This is a genomic window from Embleya sp. NPDC050493, from assembly GCF_044458105.1.
Taxonomy (GTDB): domain Bacteria; phylum Actinomycetota; class Actinomycetes; order Streptomycetales; family Streptomycetaceae; genus Embleya.
Genome location: NZ_JBITHP010000035.1, coordinates 42105 through 62083, shown reverse-complemented (window position 1 = coordinate 62083; position 19979 = coordinate 42105). Strand labels below are relative to the sequence as shown.

The window sequence follows — 19979 nt, the reverse complement described above, 5'->3', positions numbered from 1 at the left end:
CCCCCGCCCGCCGGCCCCTGCCCGCACGGTCCCGACCGCACCCCTCACCGCACCGCGGTGCCGGCGGCGCGGCCGGGGCCGTGGGCGCACGAGCCCACCCCCGACATCACCCGGACGAGACGAGGACCTCGTGACCGAGACCCTGCCCGAACCCACCACCGACAGCATCGACACCTCCGACCCCGCCGGCGCCGGTCCGGCTCCCGAGGACGCCGCGCTCGTCGCCGCGTTGCACCGCAGGATCGACGACCGCATCGCCGGTCACCGCGCCGCCGACCAGAAGGCCGGCCTGCTGCTCGCGGTGATCGGCTTCACCACACCGGTGTTGTCGACGCTGCCGACCACCACCGTCGCCCGGGCCGCCGGGGCCGGCCTGGTCCCGGCCGTCGTGCTCCTGGTCGCCGTCCTGCTGCCCCGCACCCACGGATGGCTGCGCCCGGCCCGTGACCCCGATGCCGCGTTGCGGCTGCTCGCCGAGCGGGAGACGCCGCGCGAGCTCGCCGCCGAGTACGAACGCCTCGGGCGGATCACCGCCGGCAAGTACGCGCTGATCAGGCTCGCTTTGATCGTGCTCGCGCTCACCGCGTCGATCACCGCGATCGCCGCGTCGACCGTGTAACCGGCCCCGCCCGTTGCCCCCGGAACCGCCCTGCGGCGCCGGGGGTTTCGGGCGCGGCCGAACCCGGCCGGGCATCCCCTCGCAGACGGGACCCCACCGACGTGAGCAGCTACCGCCTCGACTACATCGCGGCCGACACCGCCGCCGGTGTCGAACTCGTCGCCGACAGCACAGAGTTCGACTCCACCGACGACTCGACGGCCATGCGCGAAGCGACGCGCCTGGTCAAGGCCTGGGGCAAGCCGCGCACCGCCACCGAACGCCGGACCGGCCGCCTGTGGGCGCTGCACCGCGGCAACAAGACGCTCGTCGGGAACGTCTGGCAGTAACCCGCACCCGGCAGACCCGCCTCGCCCGGCGGCGCGCCCAGAACCCCCCGACCACGACATCCGGCCCGCACACATCCACCCGACCCCGGACCGACACCGGCCGGCTTCGGAGGCGGGCGGAACTCACGCTTCCTCAACCACAAGGACACATCATGCAGATCGTCACCGTCGGCGGCCGCCGCTGGATCACCGTGCGCGAACTCGAGCGCCTGACCGCCGCGGCCGTCGACGTCGCCGCCCACACCCCGGGATGCGCGATCCTGCACTCCCTGCCCGGCCGCGGCCGGCTCACCGACGCCGCGAGCACCGAGGTCATCACCACCCTGGTCGCCGTCCAGGCCCACCCGGCCGTCCGGTCCGGGGTGACCGACATCGCTCACGCGGCCGCCGCCCGCCTGGCCGCGATCCAGCGGTCCGGCGAGTGGGTGCCGGCCCACGGCATCGGCACCGGACCCCAGACCCGCATGCCCCGCACCCGCTCTGCCTCGCACGAACCCGTCCTCGCCGGTTGATCCGGCCACCCGACGCCCACGAAAGCGGAATTCCCATGACGAAAGCGCGAATGCGCACCCAGGAACCCACCTGGAGCGTGGCCGGCCCCCACGGTCTCGAGCCCGGGACCCACCCCACCTTGTACGCGGCGTACCGGGCCGCCGTCGGAGACGATCCCCGACGTCCCGGCATGCTCCTGGACCCCGCGCGCGGCGTCTACGTCCTCCGCACACGGGACCGCACCGGCGGCGGGTACACCCCCACCGGACACGGCGTCATGTTGTCCGTCGACACGGTGAACGGCCGCGCGACCCGCGACGGGAGGACGCCACCGATGCCCGTGTCCGCGATGACCGCGCACGAACTGCGCCTGGCCGTGGGATGGCTTCGCGAGGAGCACACGCTCTGGTTCAACCGCATCCGTGACCTCCTCGGCGGCACCAGCTTTGATCCGGAACTCGGCTGCAGCCCCACGTGCGACGGGGCCCGCACCGCGTGGATCTGCGTCCGCGGCTGCACCGGCCGCTGGGATCCGCGCATCCGGGCCCACCTCGACCCCGTCGAGATCTCCGACCTGTATCCGACGCCGACCCCCACCTGGGTCCTTCGTTCCCCCCGGACGGCACCGACCCGGCCCGAACCCTTCACGACCGACTGGACCTCGGAGCCGGACCCGGACACCTGGACGGGCTGCGAACCCGTCACCCACCGCACGCCCGACGCCGCGCTGGCCGCGTTCCGCGGCGGCGTCCCCGACGGCGCCGGTACCCGAGCCCGCCTCGACCATGACCGCGGCGCGTACGTCCTGGAGACCTCGAACCGCGCCACGGGCCACCACGACGACACCGGCCACGAGATCACCCTGTCCGTGAACACCGTCTGGGGAGATTGGCAGGAATACGGGGCGAGCCTGCCCACCCCGGTCGACGCGATGACGACACCGCAACTCCGGCTGGCCGTGACGCAGTTGCGCCACGAGAACACCCGATACGTCACCTGGGCCCGGGACATGCGCAGCCGCTCCTGCGGCCCCGCCTGCACCCCCGGGTGCTACGGCGCCCGCACCGACGACCCGTGCGCCGACCACGCCGACAACCCCGACCCGACACTCGACCCCACCCCGGCCCACACCGTCACCTGCTGACCCGACCGCACCCGTTGCCCCCGGACCGGCCACCCGTTCCGGGGGTTTCGAGCGCGGCCGAACCCGGCACCGCGCCTCGTCGACTCGGGAGACACGTTGACCATCACCCTCGAACGAACCGTCCCGGCCCGCCCGGCCGAACCGGCGTCCGCGCGGCCGCGGATCGTGTGCCTGTGCGGCTCCACCCGTTTCATGGCTGAGATCGCGAAGGAGAACGAGCGGCTGACCCTGGCCGGCGCTGTCGTCCTGGCGCCGTCCGTGGACATGAAGACCCCGTCCCCGCTGTGGGCGGACCCGGCCCGGGCCGCCGACATCAAGACCGGCCTCGACCACTTGCACCGCGCCAAGATCGCCATGGCCGACGAGATCGTCGTGGTCTGCCCCGGCGGCTACTACGGCGACTCCACCCGCATCGAGATCGGCTACGCCCGCACCCTGGGCAAGCCCGTCACCTTCCGCCGCGAGGGCCGGACGGCCACCGGCCCGGGCCGATCGGCACCGGTGTTCGTCGAAGACTTCACCGCGATGTTGAGCGACGTGCGGCCGCACTGCGGCGACGACCCCATGCTGCCCCTCACCCACGGGGTGCGCCTGGAGGCGACCGGGGACCGGCTGTACGCGGTCGCGTCCGGCCGGTACACCCTGGCCGCCACCGTGCGCGCCACGCCCGGCATCGGGACCTGGGACCTGCACCTGACCCGCGCCGTCGTACACACGCTGACCACGCTCGCCCACTCGACCGGCAGCCCCGACGCCCGCCTGGAGGTCGGGCCGAGCGGCCTGGGCGTCACCGTCCACATCGGCCCGCACCGGTACGTGATCGACCGGCACTACGCCGGCGACTACCCGAACTGGCGGCCCCTGGTGGCCGAGGCACTCGCCGCCGGACCCGCCCTGGACGGCGAGATCGTGCTCTACGCCGAGGAGTTGGCCCGGTTCAGCCGAGGCCCCGAGTTCACCGGCTACACCCCGCTGACGGTGTGGGGCCGCGACCCGCGCAAACCCCTCGCGATCACCCGAGGCCCGGACCACGTCGGCCTGATCACCACCACCCGCCGCGAATACGGCGCCGCACTCGACGAGATCCGCGACACCTGGCAGCACACCCTCACCGACACCCGAACCCGCCGATGATCCGCGCCGGCGACACCGACCTCGGCGACCACACCAGCCTGAAACTCCTCGCGGGCGAAGCCGCGATGCACTCACGCGGACCCGGCGTCACCGTCCTGTACAGCCTCGCCTCCGGGCGCGGCCGACTCACCGCCGACGACGTTGACCAAGCAGTCGCCGCGCTCGAGGAACTCGCCGCGAACACCGCAGCCCGTGACGGCGTCCGTGGCCACGCCCGCGCCTTGCGTACCCGCCTCGCCGACGTGCGCGGCGCGACACCGATCGACCTGACCACCTGACTTCGCCCCGGGACGGTCGCCCCCGAGCCGCGACCAAGCATGCAAAGGAAGCGGCCGTCCCGGGCCCACCCACCGCGCCCAGGAGGGCGCAGAGGAGGAACCGACATCGTGACCCTCACCGACCTTCACCGTCCACCCACCCCGCCGAACACCACGGACCCGACCGCCGACCCGGCCGGCCCCGTCTACCGCGAGCGGGCACACCTGGTGGCCGAACTCGCCGCACGGTGGCGCTCCGTTCGCGTCGACCGGGCCCCGGATCTCCCCGAGTTCGCGCTCGTCCAGGCCCACACCCCGGCCGGCTCGATGAGCTGGCACATCAACCGCGAACGCGACGAAGACCTCCTCGCCGGCATCCCGACCGTCGACCCCGACCACCCGTCGATCGAGTTCGACGGACACACCACCGCAGCCAAGTACGCCAGGCTGCGGTCGCTGCACCACCGCCTGCCCGGCGCCCCGCCCGTGGTCGTCGGCGAGCGCGTCGTCTACCGCGACGGACGCGGACATCTGTGGATCACCACCACCCCCGGCCGGCTGCGGTCCCTCACCCCCGACCACGCCCCCGCCCGCCACGACACCCCCACCGCGGTTCTGGCCGCCACCGGCTCGCTGATCGCGCTGGGCAACGCCCGATGACGACGTCGACCACCAGGACCACGGCGAAGGCGCCGCCGCGACGCACCTACACGCGCGGCCGCAGGCACGGCACCGTCTCCTGCGCCTCCACCGGATGCCGCGACCCGCGATGCCGCACGACCATCAACCGCTACGACAAGGAACGCCGCGTCCGCAGCGAACAAGGCACCTGGCAGCCCTTCGCCGACGCGGGCCCCGTCCGCGCCCACATCAACACCCTCCTCGACACCGGCACCAGCCTCCGTGCGATCGCCGACCTCGCCGGCGTCCAACGCGAAACCCTGCGGCGCGTCCTGCGCCCCGACACCGCACGCCTGTACCGGGTCACGGCCGAGCGCCTGCTCGCGGTCACCGCCCCCACCGACCCCCTCACCGCGGCCCGCGCCGAGACCGACGTCGACGCCACCGGCACCCGCCGCCGCATCCAGGCCCTGATCGCCCTGGGCTGGACCCGGCGAGCCCTCGCCGAACACCTGGGCCGTACACCGGCCCAGGTCGGCATCCTCACCCGCGCACGCCTGGTCCACGCCCGCACCGCCACCGACGTCCGCACCCTCTACGACCGCCTGTCGATGACATCCGGCCCCCACGACCAGGCCCGCGCCGAAGCCGCCGCACGCGGCTGGACGCCACCCCTGGCCTGGGACGAGGGCACCCTCGACGACCCCACCGCCGAACCGGACCCCGGAGCGACGCCCACCCCCGCGAAACGCGCCGCACACACCGCCCACGAGGCCCGCCACCTCCTGGCCGCCGGCACCTCCCGCCACGAGACCGCCGAACGCCTCGGCATCGGCCTCGCCCACCTGCGCAAACTCGTCCCCACCTCGGAGACACCATGACGACCATCGAATGGACCGACGTCGTGTGGAACCCCACCACCGGCTGCGACCGCATCTCGACCGGCTGCGACGGATGTTATGCACTCGCCATGGCCCGCCGCCTCAAGGCCATGGGCGCGGCCAAGTACCAGACCGACGGCGACCCGCGCACCTCCGGCCCCGGGTTCGGCGTCGCCACCCACCCCGACACCCTCACCACACCCCACCGCTGGAAGTCCCCGCGCCGCGTGTTCGTCAACTCCATGTCCGACCTGTTCCACGCCAAGGTTGCCGCCCCGTTCATCCGGGACGTGTTCGCGACGATGGCGGCCACCCCGCGCCACACCTACCAGGTCCTCACCAAGCGGCCCCGGCGCGCCCGGCTGCTCGCGGCGAGCTGCCGTGGCCGAGCAACGTGTGGCTGGGGACCAGCGTGGAGGACGCCGACGTGCTCCACCGCGTCGACGACCTGCGCGCCATCCCCGCCGCCGTGCGGTTCCTGTCCTGCGAACCGCTCCTGGGCCCCCTCGACGGCCTCGACCTCGCCGACGTCGACTGGGTGATCGTCGGCGGCGAATCCGGACCCCGGCACCGGCCGATGAACCCCGACTGGGCACGCGGTGTCCGCGACCACTGCCTCGCCCACACGGTGCCGTTCTTCTTCAAGCAGTGGGGCGGCCGCGTCCCCAAGGCCGGCGGCCGTGACCTCGACGGACGGACCTGGGACCAGTACCCCCGCGTCCGCGAGGCCCAGCCGTGACAACCGTGACCGAGCCCACGAACACGAACTCGGACTCGGTCTATCCGATCTACGCCTACCACCACGCGCCACCACACCTGAAGACCCGGCGACAACTCCGCAAGCGCGGACTACGACCCGGTGGGCAGGAGCCCGTCGCCGAACTGCGCTGGTACGGAGGGCTGAGGGTCGCCTACCTGTACGACGTCCACCTCGCCCTCCCGGTCCGGCCCATGACACCGCGACGCGAACGCGCCCTCGCCGAGGCGATGCGCGCCCGCCGCACCTGCCGCGCCTGCGCCCAGGACACCGGGAAGTGCATCCCCCGCCGATACGGGATCTGCTGGTCCTGCGTCGAAGCCGACAAAGCCCGCGAGGACTGGGAATTCGAGCAACAACAGGCACCCGAATCGGAGTGTGCCCGGTGACGACGAGCCCGCCCACCGCATGGGAACGCGGGTCGATGCGGATCGTCCCGCCCCGGGACCGACTCGCCCTGGGAACGGTGACCTGGTTCTGCAACGACTGCGGCGAGAACGCCTCCATCAGCACCCGCAGCCCGGTCGAGGCCGCCTCCCTCGCCGCCGAATGGCACGCACACACCTGCGCGCCCCTGCCCGAACACTGGAGGACGGCACCGGTGGAGATGCCCTGCGACCTGTGCAAGGCCCACACCCGGGCACGGTCTCCATGCGGACGACCGTGCCACCCCGTCTGCGCCGAACGCCGAACGGGCCGACGCACGACCACGACTGCCGAGCCCGCGCACGGCAGTTCGCGAGCCGGAACGCACACCGCCCTCCGTCCCTCCGCACGCGGTGATCCCCGATTCGGAATCCCGCGATAGCCCCGATAGATAACCCCACTCCAAAGGGCCCTCGCATGTGCACCTCGCATGCGAGGGCCCTCTTCTGTTTTGCGGCACCTCGACATGCCCGCCCGCGCCGACGAGACAAGTCGCGGGCGGGCCATGCGAGAGGTGACGTATGCCGAACGTCCGGATCGCCATCCCTCACATCACACAAGCGCGCCGGAGTACTACGTGGCCGAGACCGTCGGTGTGGTCTCCGTGGTACGGGGCCAGAGCCCGCCCTGACCCGACTTGCTTCCCCGCCGCCGCGAACCCGGCTGATGTGGCGCCCCAAAGACTGCAGCCAGGTCCGCGGGTGCCGAAGTCCGGCTCGAAAAGATCGTCCGCTTCCTGGGGAGGTTGCCAATCGACCGGACCACTCGTCTTTACCCGGTAAAGATCCGCCGGCAGCAAACGAGGCATTTCCGGAGGAAGAAGGCAGATCGGCCTTCGGCCTTCAAAGTGGTCCTGCCGATCGGCTCGCGACCGTGCCGGTTGCCCATGGCTCACGCTTCAGCACCCAAAGCAGTTGCCGGACCGTCCCGGCCGGTCCGCGGACGACGACGTGCTCGACTGTGCGCCGTCGACGGCATCAGACGCCTTGGGGGCCGGGTCGAAGGGAGTGTGGTCCACTCGGCGTCTCGCATCTTTACCGGGTAAAGGTCGAGGCGCCCGTCGATCCCGCTCCTTGATCAACTCGTCTCCGACAGGCCGGCCGTGTCGGCGATCCGGGTGAGTTCCGCCTTCCATGGGGAGCCGGTCATGATCCTGTCGAACGCTTCCATGGCGAGGAACACGAGATTGAATGCCTGGAAGGGAAGGAACCTCGCGATGTCGAGTTCCTCCTCGTAGTGCGGGGCGTCGTACAGGCGCGTAGGTTCCCCCGGCCCGTCGGTGAAGAAGCATCGGGCCAGGGTGATCGTGGGATGCGCGAGCTGCGTGGTGGCCAGCCAGATCGCTTTCCACCTGCCCGCCGGGTCCATGCGATCGAGAAGGGGCGCGACGTTGGTGTAGACGTCCCCCGCCTGCGGCGGAACGATTGCCGACGCGACCTCAGTCCGGGCCGCATCCATGACGGCAACGGTCTCGGCTGTGAGACCGAAGGCCGAAGGATCGATCGCGGCTCCCAGCTTCCCGTGCTTGAGTTGAAACGCTCGATTCAGGGAATCGACTGCGGCGTCTCCGTCCTCGGCCAGGCGCCACAGCTGCGCCACCGTTTCGATCAACAACCGTACGTTCGGGGAGGTGTGGTGCCCGAGTTTCCGGTTGTGCAGGACCACGACGACGGTCGCCTGCCGGTACGACTCGGCCAGAAATCCCCAACCGACGAGGAAGGTCCGCAGCCCGTCGTCGGGAATGTGGCTCGTGACGTCCTGAGCCAGGAGGATTCCCAGGGACTCCAGGCCGGCGATGGCCCTTTCGTTCATCTCGTGCGCATGCGCCATGCTCCGGCACGGTAGACCGCGCCGCCCCCACCCGCCGGCGGATTTCGTCGGCAGGGCGAGCACCACCGGCACCGTGGCCTGGGGTAAATGGCGCGTACGCGACGACGGCCCGCCTCCGACTGGAGACGGGCCGTTATGCGACGTGTGATCTTTACCGGGTAAAGATCGTCGAGTGAGCGGTCAGCTCGTGAGCGAGTCCAGGAGCAGCGAGGCCAGTTCCTCTATGGCCTCACGCTCCAGCACCTTGTGGAGCTGCTTGGCCATCTCGGCCGGGCTGGATACCCGGATCACCGCAGCGGCGGGAACGGCATCCGCCTGTGTTCCCGTGGAGGCCCCCGCTGAGGCCGCCTTTACTGGGTAAAGATCCGCAACTTCTCTCTGCTGCGGCCGCTGGGCGGGCGCTTTCGGTGCCGGTGTGGTTGCCACGGGTGGCGCCACAGGCGGGGGAGAGGGAACGACCTGGCCGGCTTGCGTCTTTACCCGGTAAAGATCCTCCAGGGCGGCGACCTGTTCGTTCGGGGGGAGGTTGCCGATCGACCGGGCCTGCTTCACGCCGAACACGCCATCGTTCGCGGCGAGCCGCTCCTGGAGCTCGGGCACCAGCTTGAGTAGGGCCCGACGCTGCGAGACCCAACCCTCGGACCGGCCCAAGACCTTCGCCACCGCCGATGCCGTGCCCAGCGTGGCCAACAGATCCTCAAGCGCCCGGGCCTGCTCCAACGGCGCGAAATCTTTGTGCTGCACGCTCGTGACGAGGACGCTCACCCGCGCGGTGACGTCGTCGCGGACGCGCTCGTCGTCGACCACGCACGCCAGTTGCGATCCGCCGGACAACTCGACGGCCCGCCTGCGCCGGTTGCCGTCAATGACGACGTACTTGATCGCGGCTGCCTCTTGGGGAGTCGCAGCTCGATCCGGATGGATGGTCAGGTCGGCAGCCCGGTTCGGATAGACCTCGAGGAACGCATCCTTCGTGACGAGCGTGGCGACCGTGGCCTGGCCGATCTGCTCCAGGGAATCCCTCAGCTCGGAGACGTCGCCGAGTTCCTCGCGCGGGTTGAACGGGTTGTACGCGATCTCGCGCAGCGAGACCTTCAGACTCGCCCCGACGGGAGCACCCACCGTCTCGTCGGCCGGCGCCGCCGGGACGAGGGGAGCGGGCACGCTCGGCAGGGTGGCCAGCACGCGGGAACGCGCGGCGTCGTCACGGGCGGTCTGTGCGAGACCGCCCAGCTGCACACGCTTCGAACTGCCCATCAGGCCACCTTCGCCTTCTTGCGCGAGGCCTTGGGCTTGGCCCCGAGCCCTAGTTCCATGCCCAGCCGGAAGAAGTCCTGTGCGGCCTCCAGGGAGACGCGGTTCTTCGGGTACTGGGTGACGACCAGGCCGTCGGCCGCTGCGCGGGCGTGGACCTTGTAGTGGCGTACGACGGTCTCGGCCCTGTTCCAGCCGTGCGCGTCGATGAAGTCGATCGTGCCGTCACGATCCGTTTCGCCGTCGCGTGGATCCCAGTTGTTGACGACGACGGTGTACGGGAGCTCGCGGGGCTTGATCGCGAACTCGACCGTGTTCGTCGTCGGGATGTAGCACAGCGGTTCGCACTCCATGGGCACTATCACCTGGTCCGCGACCTCGAAGACCGCCTCCAGGATGTCGGCCGTCTCCGAGATGCCCCAGGGGCGTTCGGGGTGCTGTGGGTTCGCCGGGGGAAACCATCCCGGCGTGTCGATGAAGATGTCGTCGTAGTCGGTGTTGTGTCGCAGGCCCAGGATGACGTCGGCGTCGAACACCTCGGTGAAGTGGAACGGGAGCTCCTCGCCCACCCGATCCGCCCACCAGGGGGCCGAGCCCTGCGGGTCGCAGCTGACGACGAGTACGGAGCAACTCCCGTCCTTGCGCGGTTTGCGCACGTCGGCGGTGACCGCCGCGAGGTTGACGGCGAGCGTCGACTTGCCGACGCCGCCTTTCTGGCTCACGACAACATGAGTTTTTGGCACGGGTACTTCCCAACGGTTGGTGTAATTCCCCGGTGCATCCGCAGAGCGGAGCGGCATGAACTATGCCATCCCCGCATGCGCTTGACGGATCATCCACGCCCATCCGTGCGCAGATCGGGCGTACATCACATGAACGACGGCGGATCTTTACCCGGTAAAGATCCGCTCGCGCCGTCCGGAGGCCCGGGTCAAGCCTGCGTGTTCGACGTCTCGAATGCGATTGCGTTGAGTTGGGCTCGGGTCTCGATGATGCGAGGGGTCATGGTCAGACGCCCCCACCGCAGGTTGCTGTAGTAGACGACTTGGGTGGGGTCATCGGTAAGCAACCTTGTCCAACAGCTCTCTTCCCGATCGACGTCCGCGCAACGGCAGTGATGGGCGCCGATGCGCATCCGAGCCCGGTGGGGGCCTGCGTGAACAACCGCAGGAGATTCGTACACGGCGGTCCGTCGGTGGTCTCCAAAGACCAGCCGGCCCGGTCCCCAACCACGGTGACCCACACATCGGTCCCGTTGGCGGTGCCCAGGCCGGTGGTAGCGCGGATGCGACGCAGGATCGCGGAGCCGATCCGTGGATCCTGCTCCCGGGTGATCGGGCGCCAGAGCTTGGCCGCGGCGCGTTCGGCGCGGCTCCAGTCCGGGCGCTCGAACAGTGGCTCGTAGGGTTCGCCGGGACGGCCGGCGGCGGCCGCGCGGATCCACCAGCGGGGATTGAAGCCGGTGAGACGCACCGACGCCGTGGTGCCGGGGCGGGTGAGACGGACGTGGTTGCCGTCGATACGGGAGCGGAGACCGAGCACGCCGCCGACCGCGTCGGCCGGACTGTCGTCCTTCGGGTCGAAATAGGGCAGGAGACGCGTGGCCCAATGGGCGATCACGAAAGGCTCGTTCATCAGGCGCACCGTGAGACGGTCCCGCTCGGGACGTACGCCGACGATGCCGAGGGGATGCGGGGTCAGCCCGCCCAAGCCCTTGCACCTCAGCAGGACGTCGCTCTCCAAGGCGGCCTGGTGGAGGCATTCGGCGGCGGGAATCGCGCGCTCGCCACCGCCGGGGCCCGTGATGGCCCGGTGGCTCTCGCCGGTACAGAGACGCCGGGCATGGATGGGGCGATCGCCGGGAGTGTTCACCGCGTCTCTTCCGCACCTGGACGGCCCCCTCGTCCGTGGCGCTTGGCGTCGACGACGAACACGGAATACGCACACGCCGGAAGCGGCGTGGGAAGGTCAGGGCCGATACTCGGCGACCAGGAGGGGGGCTGTCGATCGCGCGGCCGGGTCCTTCGAACCCGACCCCATCACAGCGTCCTCATGACCATCGGGTCAACACGCCACGCTGCATCCACGTCCGATGCACGCGTCCGCGCCGCGCGGCCGTCCACGCAACACCTGTGCGCTGCCCACCGCTCAGGCACGGTTGCGGCGGTGCAGGCGTACAGCCTTGACCATGGCGACTGCGGCGGCGGTGGAGAGTGCGGCGCGGATTCCGTTCCAGATGTTCCAGGTGGTCTCGAAGTCGGTGCGGGTCTTGCCCGGGTCGGTGCTGCCGGCGGCGGCGAGCATCTCGTTGAGGGGGACGTTGATGCCGGAGGTGGTCAGGACGGTGGTGGTGTAGAGCGCGAGGGCGGCGCCCGCCCAGCGCATCGCCGCGCCGCCGCCGCGCTTGCGGAGCTTCCAGGCGGCGACGGCGGGCGCGGCGAGTGCGGCGGTGAAGACCGCGAAGAACAGCGGGTTCTCGATGTTGGTGTTGATCTGCTGCATCGAGTGCACGAAGTCGGCGTCGTCCTTGGTGCCCAGCAGCGGCATGACGACGGCGGAGAAGGCGACGTACGTGCCGGCCATCAGAGTGTTCGCGACGGCCCCGGCGGTGAGCCAGCGGCCGACGGTGTCGCGGGTGGCGGCGATCGAGCGGGCGGGGGCGGTGGCGGTGGTGGCGAGGGTGTGGTCGACGGCGGCCATGGTGAACTCCCGGGGAAATGAAGGCTGGTGAGGGGCGGGGGCGGCCTGCGGTTTCCGCGTTCCGCCGCCCCGTTCTTCGACACCTCAAGACTGTCGTTCGCACCCACCTTGAACAACGACCGTCCCAGCAACCACGGTTAACCCCGGGGTTACCGATGCAACCGAGGACATGCCCGGACGACCACCCCATCCGAGACATTCGCCCGGAACACCGAGCGGACCGGCGCTCGGCTGCGACCATGGTCCGATGACCGAGACCACCGCGGCCGCGCCGTGTCTGCTGTGCCGGGAACCGTCCGTCGAGGCGATCCCGACGGCCCGCCCCACCACCGAGGACCAGCCACGCCCCGAGGTGCCGCTGTGTGTACCGTGCCGGCGCCAAGTCGTGGCCGGCGCGATCGTCCTGGGCTGGTGCCCCACCGGACGGCACCACGGCCTGCGCTTCACCCGCTGCGCCGAGCACCGGGCGTCGTTCGGCGAGTAGCACCGGGTTGGCTGCGCTCGTGATCTCGGAAAGCCGCAACTCGTCAGGTCGCGGCGAGGCTTGCCTGCCGAGGCCATACGGCTTAAGCCGCACGTCGGCGGCCGGGCGGATGTCGCTACGAGGCATACGGTCCGTAGATGGGCTGGCTCACTCTGATCTTTGCCGTTGCCGCAACGGTCGCCTCCGTTGTTGCGGCCAACTGGGGGTGGATCGACCGCCCGCAGTGCGGATGGAACATCCATAGGGAGACCGACCACTCCGAAGGAGAGCGACCCGCCGGGCACAAGCAACGCGCGACGTTCACTGTGCGACAGGTGGGCACGGCCACCGTGCACAACGTGGAGGTCAGGGTCTCAGGAGGCCTCGGGATCGCCCCGCCCCGGGGAATCGAGGCGACCAGTTTGTATCAGGCGACGATGAGCGCCAGTTCGGAGCCCATTGCCTTCGATGTCCTTTTCCCGGATAGACCGGACGCGAAGGTCTACATCGAGATTCTCTGGAACGAGCTGCGTCCGTACCGATTGCACGGCCAGCGCTGCGAAGCCCGGGGCCTGACATGGGAACGGTGGCGGTGGCAGTGGCGGAGCCTTCGCCCGCGCACCAGACCCGGAGACAAGTGGTGGACAGCCAGACTGGTACGGACATCCGGCGTCTGGGAGCCGCGGAACAGGCCGGCACGCGTTCGGATCCCGTGATGAGCGCGGATACCGAAGACCTGGGCGACGCCCCGCTACCCATCGCCCAAGCATCGGCGGTGCGCCGCGCGGTGCGAGTGCCGCCGTTCGGGCGACACGGGCCCGGTGCGGGGTATGCGGGGGTGTGGGGGTGACGACGTTCCCAGGCATGGTCACGTTGCCCCGTTTCGCTCCGATGCTCGCCATGCCCGGCACGCTCCCGCCCGTGGGGGAGGACGATCGTTGGGCGTACGAGACGAAGCTGGACGGTCAGCGGGCCGTCGTCTACCTCCTCGGTGACGGGACGGTCCGTCTGTTGTCGCGTTCCGGCGCGGACATCACGCCCGTCTACCCCGAACTGCGGGTCCTGGGCGAGGCCTTGGGCGGGGTGGACGCGGTGTTGGACGGGGAGGTCGTGGCGTTGGACGAGCGCGGGCACAGTGATTTCGAGCGCTTGCAGTCGCGGATGGGCCTGGCGGGTTCGCCTGCCCGCGCGGTGCGCCTGGCGGGCGAGGTGCCGGCCCATCTGATGCTGTTCGACGCGCTGTTCCTGGGTGGTCGGGATCTGACCGGGAGGCCGTGGACGGAACGTCGCCGCGTGTTGGAGTCGCTGGGTCTGGCGGGCCCGGCTTGGTCGACGCCGGCCGCGTTGGTGGGGCACGGGGAGGCGGCGTTGGAGGCGACGCGTGCGGAGGGCCTGGAGGGCCTGGTCTGCAAGCGTCTGGCCTCGGTGTACCGCCCGGGCACCCGCTCGCCGGACTGGATCAAGATTCGGAACTGGCGCACGGTCGACGCGGTCGTCGGGGGGTGGGTGCCCGGCCGCGGCCGGTTGTCCGGGTTGCCGGGGGCGTTGCTGGTGGGGGAGTTCCACGCCGGCGCGCTGCGGTATCTGGGGAGTGTGGGCACGGGCTGGAGCGATCGTGAGCGCGCGACGCTCGCCGAGCTGCTGCGGGTCGCCGCCGTGCGGGAATGCCCCTTCGAGCGGGACCCGCGGGTGGTGGGAGCGCGGTGGGTCCTGCCGCGTCTGGTCGGCGAGGTCGCGTACGCGACGCGCACCCGCGCCGGCCTGCTGCGCCACCCCTCGTGGCATCGGCTGCGGCCGGATCTGGTTCCGGAGGATGTGACGTCGGAGTAGGCCCGGTGGGCCCGGGGGCGGGTCAGAAAGGTGCGATGCCGATTCCGGTGATGTGGGCGTGTTGGTCCAGGACGCGGTCGACGGTGAAGGACGCGGCGCGTTGGTCGACGCGCAGGAGGAGGGTCGTGGCCGCGGCGACGTGGTTCATGTCGACGGCGGGGTCGTCGGTCCACACACGTCCGCCCCAGGTGCCGCCGGTCTCCCGGCGCAGGTGGGCCTCGACCGGGACGCTGGTGCCATCGACGGCGACGATCGCGGGTCCGTCGTAGCGGTGTCGGGCGCGGGAGGCTCCGGTCATGGCGTCCCGTGTCCGCTGATCTGCGAGACGTGGTCTCCGCTCGCGACGACGACGAACGGGTGGCCGATCCCGGCGGGCTCGGTGTCCAGGCGCAGGAAGCCTTCGGTGCCGACGTCCAGGACGGGGCCGTCGTCGATGACCGCGCTCCAGACGCGGGGGAGGACCTCGCCGGGGACCGGCCAGTCGAACAGGTCGAACGTCACCTCCACGTCCCCGAGGCCGGGGAGCGTGACGTAGCCGTACGCCGCGTGGATCTCCATGATTCGAGTGTGCGTCGACCGTCCTGGTCCTGCCGGCGTCGGATCGGGCTACGCGGGCGGCTGGGCCGCCCTCGCCGGCGAGGACGGCGAGGGCGGCCTTCTTGAGAGTGTCGCGGTCGTCGGCGCCGGCGGCACCTGCTGCCTCGCGGGCGGTGATCAGGACCCGCATGGCGGTCATCCTCGCGGCCCGTGCCCGCTCCAGGGCCCCGATGTCGTCTGTCTCCGCGACGCGCAGGCAATACAGGTGGGCGCGCTCGAACGCGAGCTGGTGATCGAGCAGCGGCTGGAGGTGGTCGGGCAACGGCGACGATTATTCGGGCATGTGTTCGACCCTAGGGGATGTTCATCGGCGTGATGCCGAGACGCTTCCGAGGGCGGCGCGGGGGCGGATGGGCCTCGGTGTCGCCGGTGGGCGGTCGCGGATCCTTGGCCGGTGTGGATGTGTTCGGGCGCCGGGCCGGGATCGCCTTCTATACGCCTCTGCGGGGATCGATGGGGAAAGTGATCGCAATTGGGGGTGAACTGTCCGCTTCCTTTTAAACGCAGTGCGATTAAGTAAATACACAAAGTTATGGCGTGCCTGCACAAACGGGGGCTCGAACCGATTGCATGTGCTGCGGGGAGCGAGCCGTTCCCGACCCCGCGCGGGCGCCTGCACAAGGCCTCCGCGCGGTGAGTTGCAGAGGAGAGATCAGTGCCAGGTACGGAGACCATCGTCCTGTGGTTGCTCGTCGTGCGCGTGCTGCTGTGGGACGCGGCGGTGTTGCTGCCGCGCGTGTTGGGGGCGGGGGTGCGGATCGGCGTCGCCCACCTCCGACGCCTCCCGGCCCCGGAGGCGCCCCACCCGGCGACCGGGGGAACGGACCCGGACGGGCGGGCGGGAGGGATCGGGCCGTGACCGAGACGGGGGGCACGACCGGCGGCAGACCACTGACCCGCCTCGCCTTGACGTTCGAGGTGTTCCACGAGAGCCACGCACGCGCCTGGTACAAGTTCGCGCACCTGCAACTGGGTTCGAAGACCGCCGCGCTGCGCGCCGTGGAGGCCGCGTTCCGCGAACTCCACCGGGCCTGGCCGCACGCGCTGCGCCAGGACCGGGTCGAGGCGTACGCGTGGGCGGTGCTCAAGGACCACGTCGAGCGGCGCACCTCGCGCGGGGGGTCCGCGTTCGTGGAGACCGCGACGTTCGCCGAACTCGATCCGTATCGGGCCCTGTTGCGCGAGTCGCAGGAGTTGTTCGGGGAGATGGAGAGCAGGATCGGGTTGTTCGCGGCGATCGCCAGGCTGCCCGAGAAGCAGCACGACGTGATCGTTCTGCGGTATGTCCTGGGGTATTCCGATGCCCGCACGGGACACATTCTGGGAGTTGCAGAAACCACCGTCCGGTCGCACGTACGGTGGGCAAAACGGACCCTGGCCCGAGAACTGAGGCTGGAGGATCCGGAGATCGAGGGAGAGTGAGCGTGCGCGGGAAGGGCGTGGAACGCACGATCGAGGACGTCCTGGCGACGGCCCGTGTCCTGGTCGGCGAGTACGAGGACCTCGACCTGGCCGCGGCGCGGGAGGCACTCGCGCGCGACCTGGACGACGACCCTCCCCACCCGGCGGACCCGCCCTCCCGCGCGGCAGGGGCCCTGCCCCGGCACGAGCGCGCCGCCCGGCAACTCGCGGTCACCGACGTCCTGGTGCTGACCTCGCCGAAGGCCGCGGCCCGGCTGGGCCGGTTGGTCAACGACCACCGGGTGATCGACCCGCGCGGCGCGCTCGTGTTCGCGTGCCTGCTGCACGTGTCCGGCCGGGACGAGGGGGCGATGTTCTGGTGGCGGTTCGCCGCCGGCGGCGGCAGCCACCACGCGGCGTGGTGCCTGTACCTGGAACACCGCAGCCGCGGCGAGACCCGCGACGCGGACTACTGGCTGGAGCAGGCCCGGGTGCTGTCCGCCCTCACCCGGGCCACGCCGCCGCCGGCGTTCACCCCCGCCGAGGTCGACCGCCCGCTGCTGCCGGCCGACGCGCGCGAGGCGATCCGCGCCCAGTGCGATCGCGGCGACCGGCCCCGGCTGCCGCGGCGCCTGGAGGCGGTGATGCGCCGGCTGCGCGTCGAGGGCGACGACGACTACCCGGGCGTTCCCCAACCCTGCGGCGACCTGCCCGACGCGCTCACCGCCGCGTCCCGCTGACCGCCGCGTCGACGCCTCGCCCGAGTGCGGCGGAGGGACGGAGTTCCGAACTTGGGCCCGTTCGGACGTGCCCCAATAGTGGTTGTCCGGCCTCCGACCTCGGATATCCGGAGTGTTATCCGAGGTGGTTAACGCGAAGCGGAAGCCGCGCCGCCGAAATCCCCTCCGGACGCGACGAGATCGCGGGTAGCGCCCCGGGGCATGGTGAGAAGCTTTCCCTAGACCCACGACTCTGTCCGGCCGGCGACGCGATGTGTGCCCGCACGCCGAGTGCGCGGTGGCCGTCTCGATGCTGAATCGCGGCAGGGCCCGTGTCAGTCCGGAGTTCAACCGGGAAGGCGGGTCCATTCCTCCCGGCGCGGTCGACCTCGACTACTGGACGTGCGGAGCACTGCGAGCGTGGCATCGTCGAGCTGGTCACCTACGAGAGCGAACCCGCGCCGGACTCCGGCGACCCGAAGATTGCCGAGTGGCGCCTGGTCTGGCCCGCGAAGAGTCCCGTGAACTCTCCACCGACGTCCCCGAGAAGATCCGTGACTTGTTCACCGAGGCGTCCCGAGCCGAGGACGTCGGCGCCTATCGACTGGCCGGCGCGGGCTACCGGGCGACCGTTGAGGAGATCTGCAAGGACCGGGGCGCGCAGGGCAACAACCTGTTCGCCAAGATCAAGGACCTCGGCACGCGCGGCGTGATCGCCCAAGACCTGGTCGACGCCTTCGACGAGGCCCTGTACCTGGGCAACGACAGCCTGCACGACGGCCTCGCCTACGCCCCGGACGGGGCCGCGGACGTCGCCGAACTCATCAAGGAGGCGACGGAGTTGCTGTAGGTGCAGCCGGCGGACCGAGCGCGGATGCGGCAGGCCCGGGGCGCCCGCCGCGCGGCGCACAAGGCCGCACAACAAGGCCCTTGACCAACCCGCCGCGCCAGGCGCCTACTGCGTGGTTCAGGGATCGTGTCGGCCCGTCCCGCGACAGGCTTGGGCCATGTCGCCCGCAAGGTCGCCAGTTCCCTTCCAGGTCACATCCCAGTTCCCTTCCAGGTCACTTCAGAGCAGGGGGATCAGAAATGATCTTGTTGGCTTCGTCGGTGAACACCCCCAGCACGGCCGTGACATTTTCAGTCCACTTGATCCAGTTGCTCGCCGCCTGCGGCGAGTTGCTCGGGAACCGGTAGGAGACCTTGACGATGTCTTCAGCCACCTGCTCCATGGATTGGGGGCCCACCATGCCAACCGTCGATCCAGCTCTGACAAGTTGGTAGAGACTTTCGTCCAGTGCGGCCCTCAGAGTGGGACCGCTGGCGAGAACCCTCAGAGTGGTACCGCTGCCGGCGACAGCATGTCCCAGCCTTAGCGTCTCCATTGCGGCGGTATGCATCTCCGCATACGCGGCGCGCTGTTGATCCCGTAGCCACTCATGGAAGTTGACCTGACCTTGCACGCGCGCTCCTGTGCGTGCTGCCTTCCCGCCTGTGATCGCACCCCCAACTGTGCCGACGAGAGCGCCGCAGACGCCGATTAGGGCGCCCCAAACCACCGCAAGGCCTTGATCCATGTCCACATGCTGACTTCCTAGACCGAGGAGGCTGCGGAATTTCCCAGGGTGTCGACGTACTCCCGCGACAACTCACCCAGATGCCACTGCATGGACCGTGGATCGATCCAACGCGTCGTGTCAGTCATCGGGGTCGGCGGACATGGATTCAATCCAGACATGCTGGACCCTGTAGCTCTGCCTGGACCGGGTTGGGCTCCGCTAACGCTGCACGTTGGGCGGCGCGCACACCGGCCGCCGCCTCGGCCGTACGAGGGCCGGCCTTGATCGCGGCGTTCCGCAGAAGCGGAAGCGCGTGCCCCCGGAACTCGTCGAAAGTTCTCCGCGCGAGGGTGTCCCAAACCGCGTCCCCATTGCCCACTGATGGGGTGAGGAGGCGCGTACCGGGACGGTCCCGGATCCCGCGATCGCCTCGGGGAAGGCACCACCCAGTGGAACCCGTCACCGCGACCCTCGCCGTTCTGGGCGCCGTGGTCCCCCTCGCCGACCGGGCCCTGCGCGGCCGGCTGGTCCTGCGCCGGGAACGACAGCGCGAGTTGTGCCGGCAGGCGCACACGCTGGCCGACGGCAGCAGGCTCGTCGACCTGGACACCGGCCTGCTGATCGAGGTCGGCGCGCCGCACCCCCGGGGCCGTCGATGAGCGGCCCCGACGCGTCCCGACGTCGGTTACCGTCCCCTTCCGATCCCGCGGGCGAGTACCGGCGGTCCGACCATCGGGAGGAGTATCTGGACTTCCTGGACGCGGAACAGCCGCACGTGGTGGCGTTCCTGCTGCGTCTGGGCGTTTCGTTGGCGGACGCCCAGGACGCCACCCAGGAGGCGTTCATCAACGGATGGAGCCTCGCCATGTCCTCCGGGTGGTCCGGGGTGCGCGACCCCAGGGGGTGAATCCGCCGGGTCGCGCTGCGGTCCCTGGGGCGTCCCAACGGTCGTCGTCGCCACGGCCG

At 70.6% G+C, this 19979-nt stretch carries 26 protein-coding genes and 1 pseudogene; 19 read left to right on the top strand and 8 right to left on the bottom strand.

Translation table 11 applies throughout. From position 1 onward, the window contains the following. The first annotated feature begins 130 nt into the window (after positions 1-130). From ACIBM5_RS41030 to ACIBM5_RS40985, 10 genes and pseudogenes are all read left to right on the top strand, one after another. Positions 131-619, top strand: coding sequence for a hypothetical protein (locus ACIBM5_RS41030; protein ID WP_396011794.1), 489 nt, complete (start codon positions 131-133; stop codon positions 617-619). A gap of 101 nt (positions 620-720) precedes the next feature. Then, complete coding sequence (locus ACIBM5_RS41025) at positions 721-948, top strand: hypothetical protein (protein ID WP_396011793.1); 228 nt, start codon at positions 721-723, stop codon at positions 946-948. A 152-nt stretch (positions 949-1100) separates the two neighbouring features. Continuing rightward, positions 1101-1460, top strand: a complete 360-nt coding sequence (locus ACIBM5_RS41020; RefSeq protein ID WP_396011792.1) for a hypothetical protein — start codon at positions 1101-1103, stop codon at positions 1458-1460. Between the two features lie 35 nt (positions 1461-1495). After that, positions 1496-2584, top strand: a complete 1089-nt coding sequence (locus ACIBM5_RS41015; protein ID WP_396011791.1) for a hypothetical protein — start codon at positions 1496-1498, stop codon at positions 2582-2584. Positions 2585-2680: 96 nt separating this feature from the next. Further along, positions 2681-3718: a hypothetical protein gene (locus ACIBM5_RS41010; protein WP_396011790.1), complete on the top strand. Its 1038-nt coding sequence runs from the start codon at positions 2681-2683 to the stop codon at positions 3716-3718. Continuing rightward, the gene (locus ACIBM5_RS41005) at positions 3715-3996 is read left to right on the top strand and encodes a hypothetical protein (protein WP_396011789.1); all 282 of its coding nucleotides are present in this window, start codon (positions 3715-3717) and stop codon (positions 3994-3996) included. The genes ACIBM5_RS41010 and ACIBM5_RS41005 overlap by 4 nt, the downstream gene beginning before the upstream one ends. 108 nt (positions 3997-4104) lie before the next feature. Continuing rightward, positions 4105-4635: a hypothetical protein gene (locus ACIBM5_RS41000; RefSeq protein ID WP_396011788.1), complete on the top strand. Its 531-nt coding sequence runs from the start codon at positions 4105-4107 to the stop codon at positions 4633-4635. Beyond that, positions 4632-5477 carry a hypothetical protein gene (locus ACIBM5_RS40995; RefSeq protein WP_396011787.1) on the top strand — a complete coding sequence of 282 codons (846 nt, stop codon included), beginning with the start codon at positions 4632-4634 and terminating at the stop codon, positions 5475-5477. The genes ACIBM5_RS41000 and ACIBM5_RS40995 overlap by 4 nt, the downstream gene beginning before the upstream one ends. After that, positions 5474-6216, top strand: a pseudogene (locus ACIBM5_RS40990) (DUF5131 family protein). The gene ACIBM5_RS40995 and the pseudogene ACIBM5_RS40990 overlap by 4 nt, the downstream one beginning before the upstream one ends. 5 nt (positions 6217-6221) lie before the next feature. Then, a complete protein-coding gene (locus ACIBM5_RS40985; protein WP_396011786.1) occupies positions 6222-6623 on the top strand; it encodes an RRQRL motif-containing zinc-binding protein in 402 nt (133 codons plus the stop codon). A gap of 1114 nt (positions 6624-7737) precedes the next feature. Here the strand turns inward: ACIBM5_RS40985 and ACIBM5_RS40980 are convergent. The 5 genes from ACIBM5_RS40980 to ACIBM5_RS40960 all read right to left on the bottom strand — a co-directional run bounded on the left by ACIBM5_RS40980 (position 7738) and on the right by ACIBM5_RS40960 (position 12444). Then, positions 7738-8490, bottom strand: coding sequence for a hypothetical protein (locus tag ACIBM5_RS40980; protein WP_396011785.1), 753 nt, complete (start codon positions 8488-8490; stop codon positions 7738-7740). Between the two features lie 180 nt (positions 8491-8670). Further along, positions 8671-9747: a ParB/RepB/Spo0J family partition protein gene (locus tag ACIBM5_RS40975; protein ID WP_396011784.1), complete on the bottom strand. Its 1077-nt coding sequence runs from the start codon at positions 9745-9747 to the stop codon at positions 8671-8673. After that, entirely contained in the window at positions 9747-10466 is a 720-nt protein-coding gene (locus ACIBM5_RS40970) for a ParA family protein (RefSeq protein ID WP_396011783.1), read from the bottom strand. Before ACIBM5_RS40970 ends, ACIBM5_RS40975 begins: the two co-directional genes overlap by 1 nt. Positions 10467-10752: 286 nt before the next feature. Further along, positions 10753-11454 carry a hypothetical protein gene (locus ACIBM5_RS40965; RefSeq protein WP_396011782.1) on the bottom strand — a complete coding sequence of 234 codons (702 nt, stop codon included), beginning with the start codon at positions 11452-11454 and terminating at the stop codon, positions 10753-10755. Positions 11455-11892: 438 nt separating this feature from the next. Next, entirely contained in the window at positions 11893-12444 is a 552-nt protein-coding gene (locus tag ACIBM5_RS40960) for a DUF1772 domain-containing protein (protein WP_396011781.1), read from the bottom strand. Between the two features lie 247 nt (positions 12445-12691). On the opposite strand from ACIBM5_RS40960, the gene ACIBM5_RS40955 reads away from it, so the two are divergent. Together ACIBM5_RS40955 and ligD are read left to right on the top strand one after the other, a co-directional pair. Beyond that, positions 12692-12928 (top strand): hypothetical protein, encoded by a 237-nt coding sequence (locus ACIBM5_RS40955; protein ID WP_396011780.1) that lies wholly within the window; start codon positions 12692-12694, stop codon positions 12926-12928. An 843-nt stretch (positions 12929-13771) separates the two neighbouring features. Continuing rightward, positions 13772-14737 (top strand): non-homologous end-joining DNA ligase, encoded by a 966-nt coding sequence (gene ligD / locus ACIBM5_RS40950; protein WP_396011826.1) that lies wholly within the window; start codon positions 13772-13774, stop codon positions 14735-14737. 22 nt (positions 14738-14759) lie between these two features. Here the strand turns inward: ligD and ACIBM5_RS40945 are convergent, their stop codons facing one another. Both ACIBM5_RS40945 and ACIBM5_RS40940 read right to left on the bottom strand, forming a co-directional pair. Then, positions 14760-15035 (bottom strand): DUF4873 domain-containing protein, encoded by a 276-nt coding sequence (locus tag ACIBM5_RS40945; protein WP_396011779.1) that lies wholly within the window; start codon positions 15033-15035, stop codon positions 14760-14762. Further along, entirely contained in the window at positions 15032-15295 is a 264-nt protein-coding gene (locus tag ACIBM5_RS40940; RefSeq protein ID WP_396011778.1) for a hypothetical protein, read from the bottom strand. The genes ACIBM5_RS40945 and ACIBM5_RS40940 overlap by 4 nt, the downstream gene beginning before the upstream one ends. Here ACIBM5_RS40940 and ACIBM5_RS40935 point away from each other — a divergent pair. From ACIBM5_RS40935 to ACIBM5_RS40915, 5 genes are all read left to right on the top strand, one after another. After that, the gene (locus ACIBM5_RS40935) at positions 15294-15650 is read left to right on the top strand and encodes a hypothetical protein (protein WP_396011777.1); all 357 of its coding nucleotides are present in this window, start codon (positions 15294-15296) and stop codon (positions 15648-15650) included. The two genes, ACIBM5_RS40940 and ACIBM5_RS40935, sit on opposite strands and share 2 nt — an antisense overlap. A 339-nt stretch (positions 15651-15989) precedes the next feature. Then, on the top strand, positions 15990-16193 hold the full coding sequence (locus ACIBM5_RS40930) for a hypothetical protein (protein ID WP_396011776.1): 204 nt from the start codon (positions 15990-15992) through the stop codon (positions 16191-16193). Further along, a complete protein-coding gene (locus ACIBM5_RS40925; RefSeq protein WP_396011775.1) occupies positions 16190-16756 on the top strand; it encodes an RNA polymerase sigma factor in 567 nt (188 codons plus the stop codon). Before ACIBM5_RS40930 ends, ACIBM5_RS40925 begins: the two co-directional genes overlap by 4 nt. After that, on the top strand, positions 16753-17475 hold the full coding sequence (locus ACIBM5_RS40920) for a hypothetical protein (protein WP_396011774.1): 723 nt from the start codon (positions 16753-16755) through the stop codon (positions 17473-17475). The genes ACIBM5_RS40925 and ACIBM5_RS40920 overlap by 4 nt, the downstream gene beginning before the upstream one ends. Before the next feature lie 469 nt (positions 17476-17944). Further along, positions 17945-18304 (top strand): DUF4145 domain-containing protein, encoded by a 360-nt coding sequence (locus ACIBM5_RS40915; protein ID WP_396011773.1) that lies wholly within the window; start codon positions 17945-17947, stop codon positions 18302-18304. 214 nt (positions 18305-18518) lie between these two features. On the opposite strand, the gene ACIBM5_RS40910 is transcribed toward ACIBM5_RS40915, so the two are convergent. Beyond that, positions 18519-18917: a hypothetical protein gene (locus ACIBM5_RS40910; protein WP_396011772.1), complete on the bottom strand. Its 399-nt coding sequence runs from the start codon at positions 18915-18917 to the stop codon at positions 18519-18521. A gap of 545 nt (positions 18918-19462) precedes the next feature. Between ACIBM5_RS40910 and ACIBM5_RS40905 the strand changes: the two genes are divergently transcribed. After that, complete coding sequence (locus ACIBM5_RS40905; RefSeq protein WP_396011771.1) at positions 19463-19672, top strand: hypothetical protein; 210 nt, start codon at positions 19463-19465, stop codon at positions 19670-19672. Then, entirely contained in the window at positions 19669-19920 is a 252-nt protein-coding gene (locus tag ACIBM5_RS40900) for a hypothetical protein (protein ID WP_396011770.1), read from the top strand. The genes ACIBM5_RS40905 and ACIBM5_RS40900 overlap by 4 nt, the downstream gene beginning before the upstream one ends. Positions 19921-19979 lie beyond the last annotated feature (59 nt).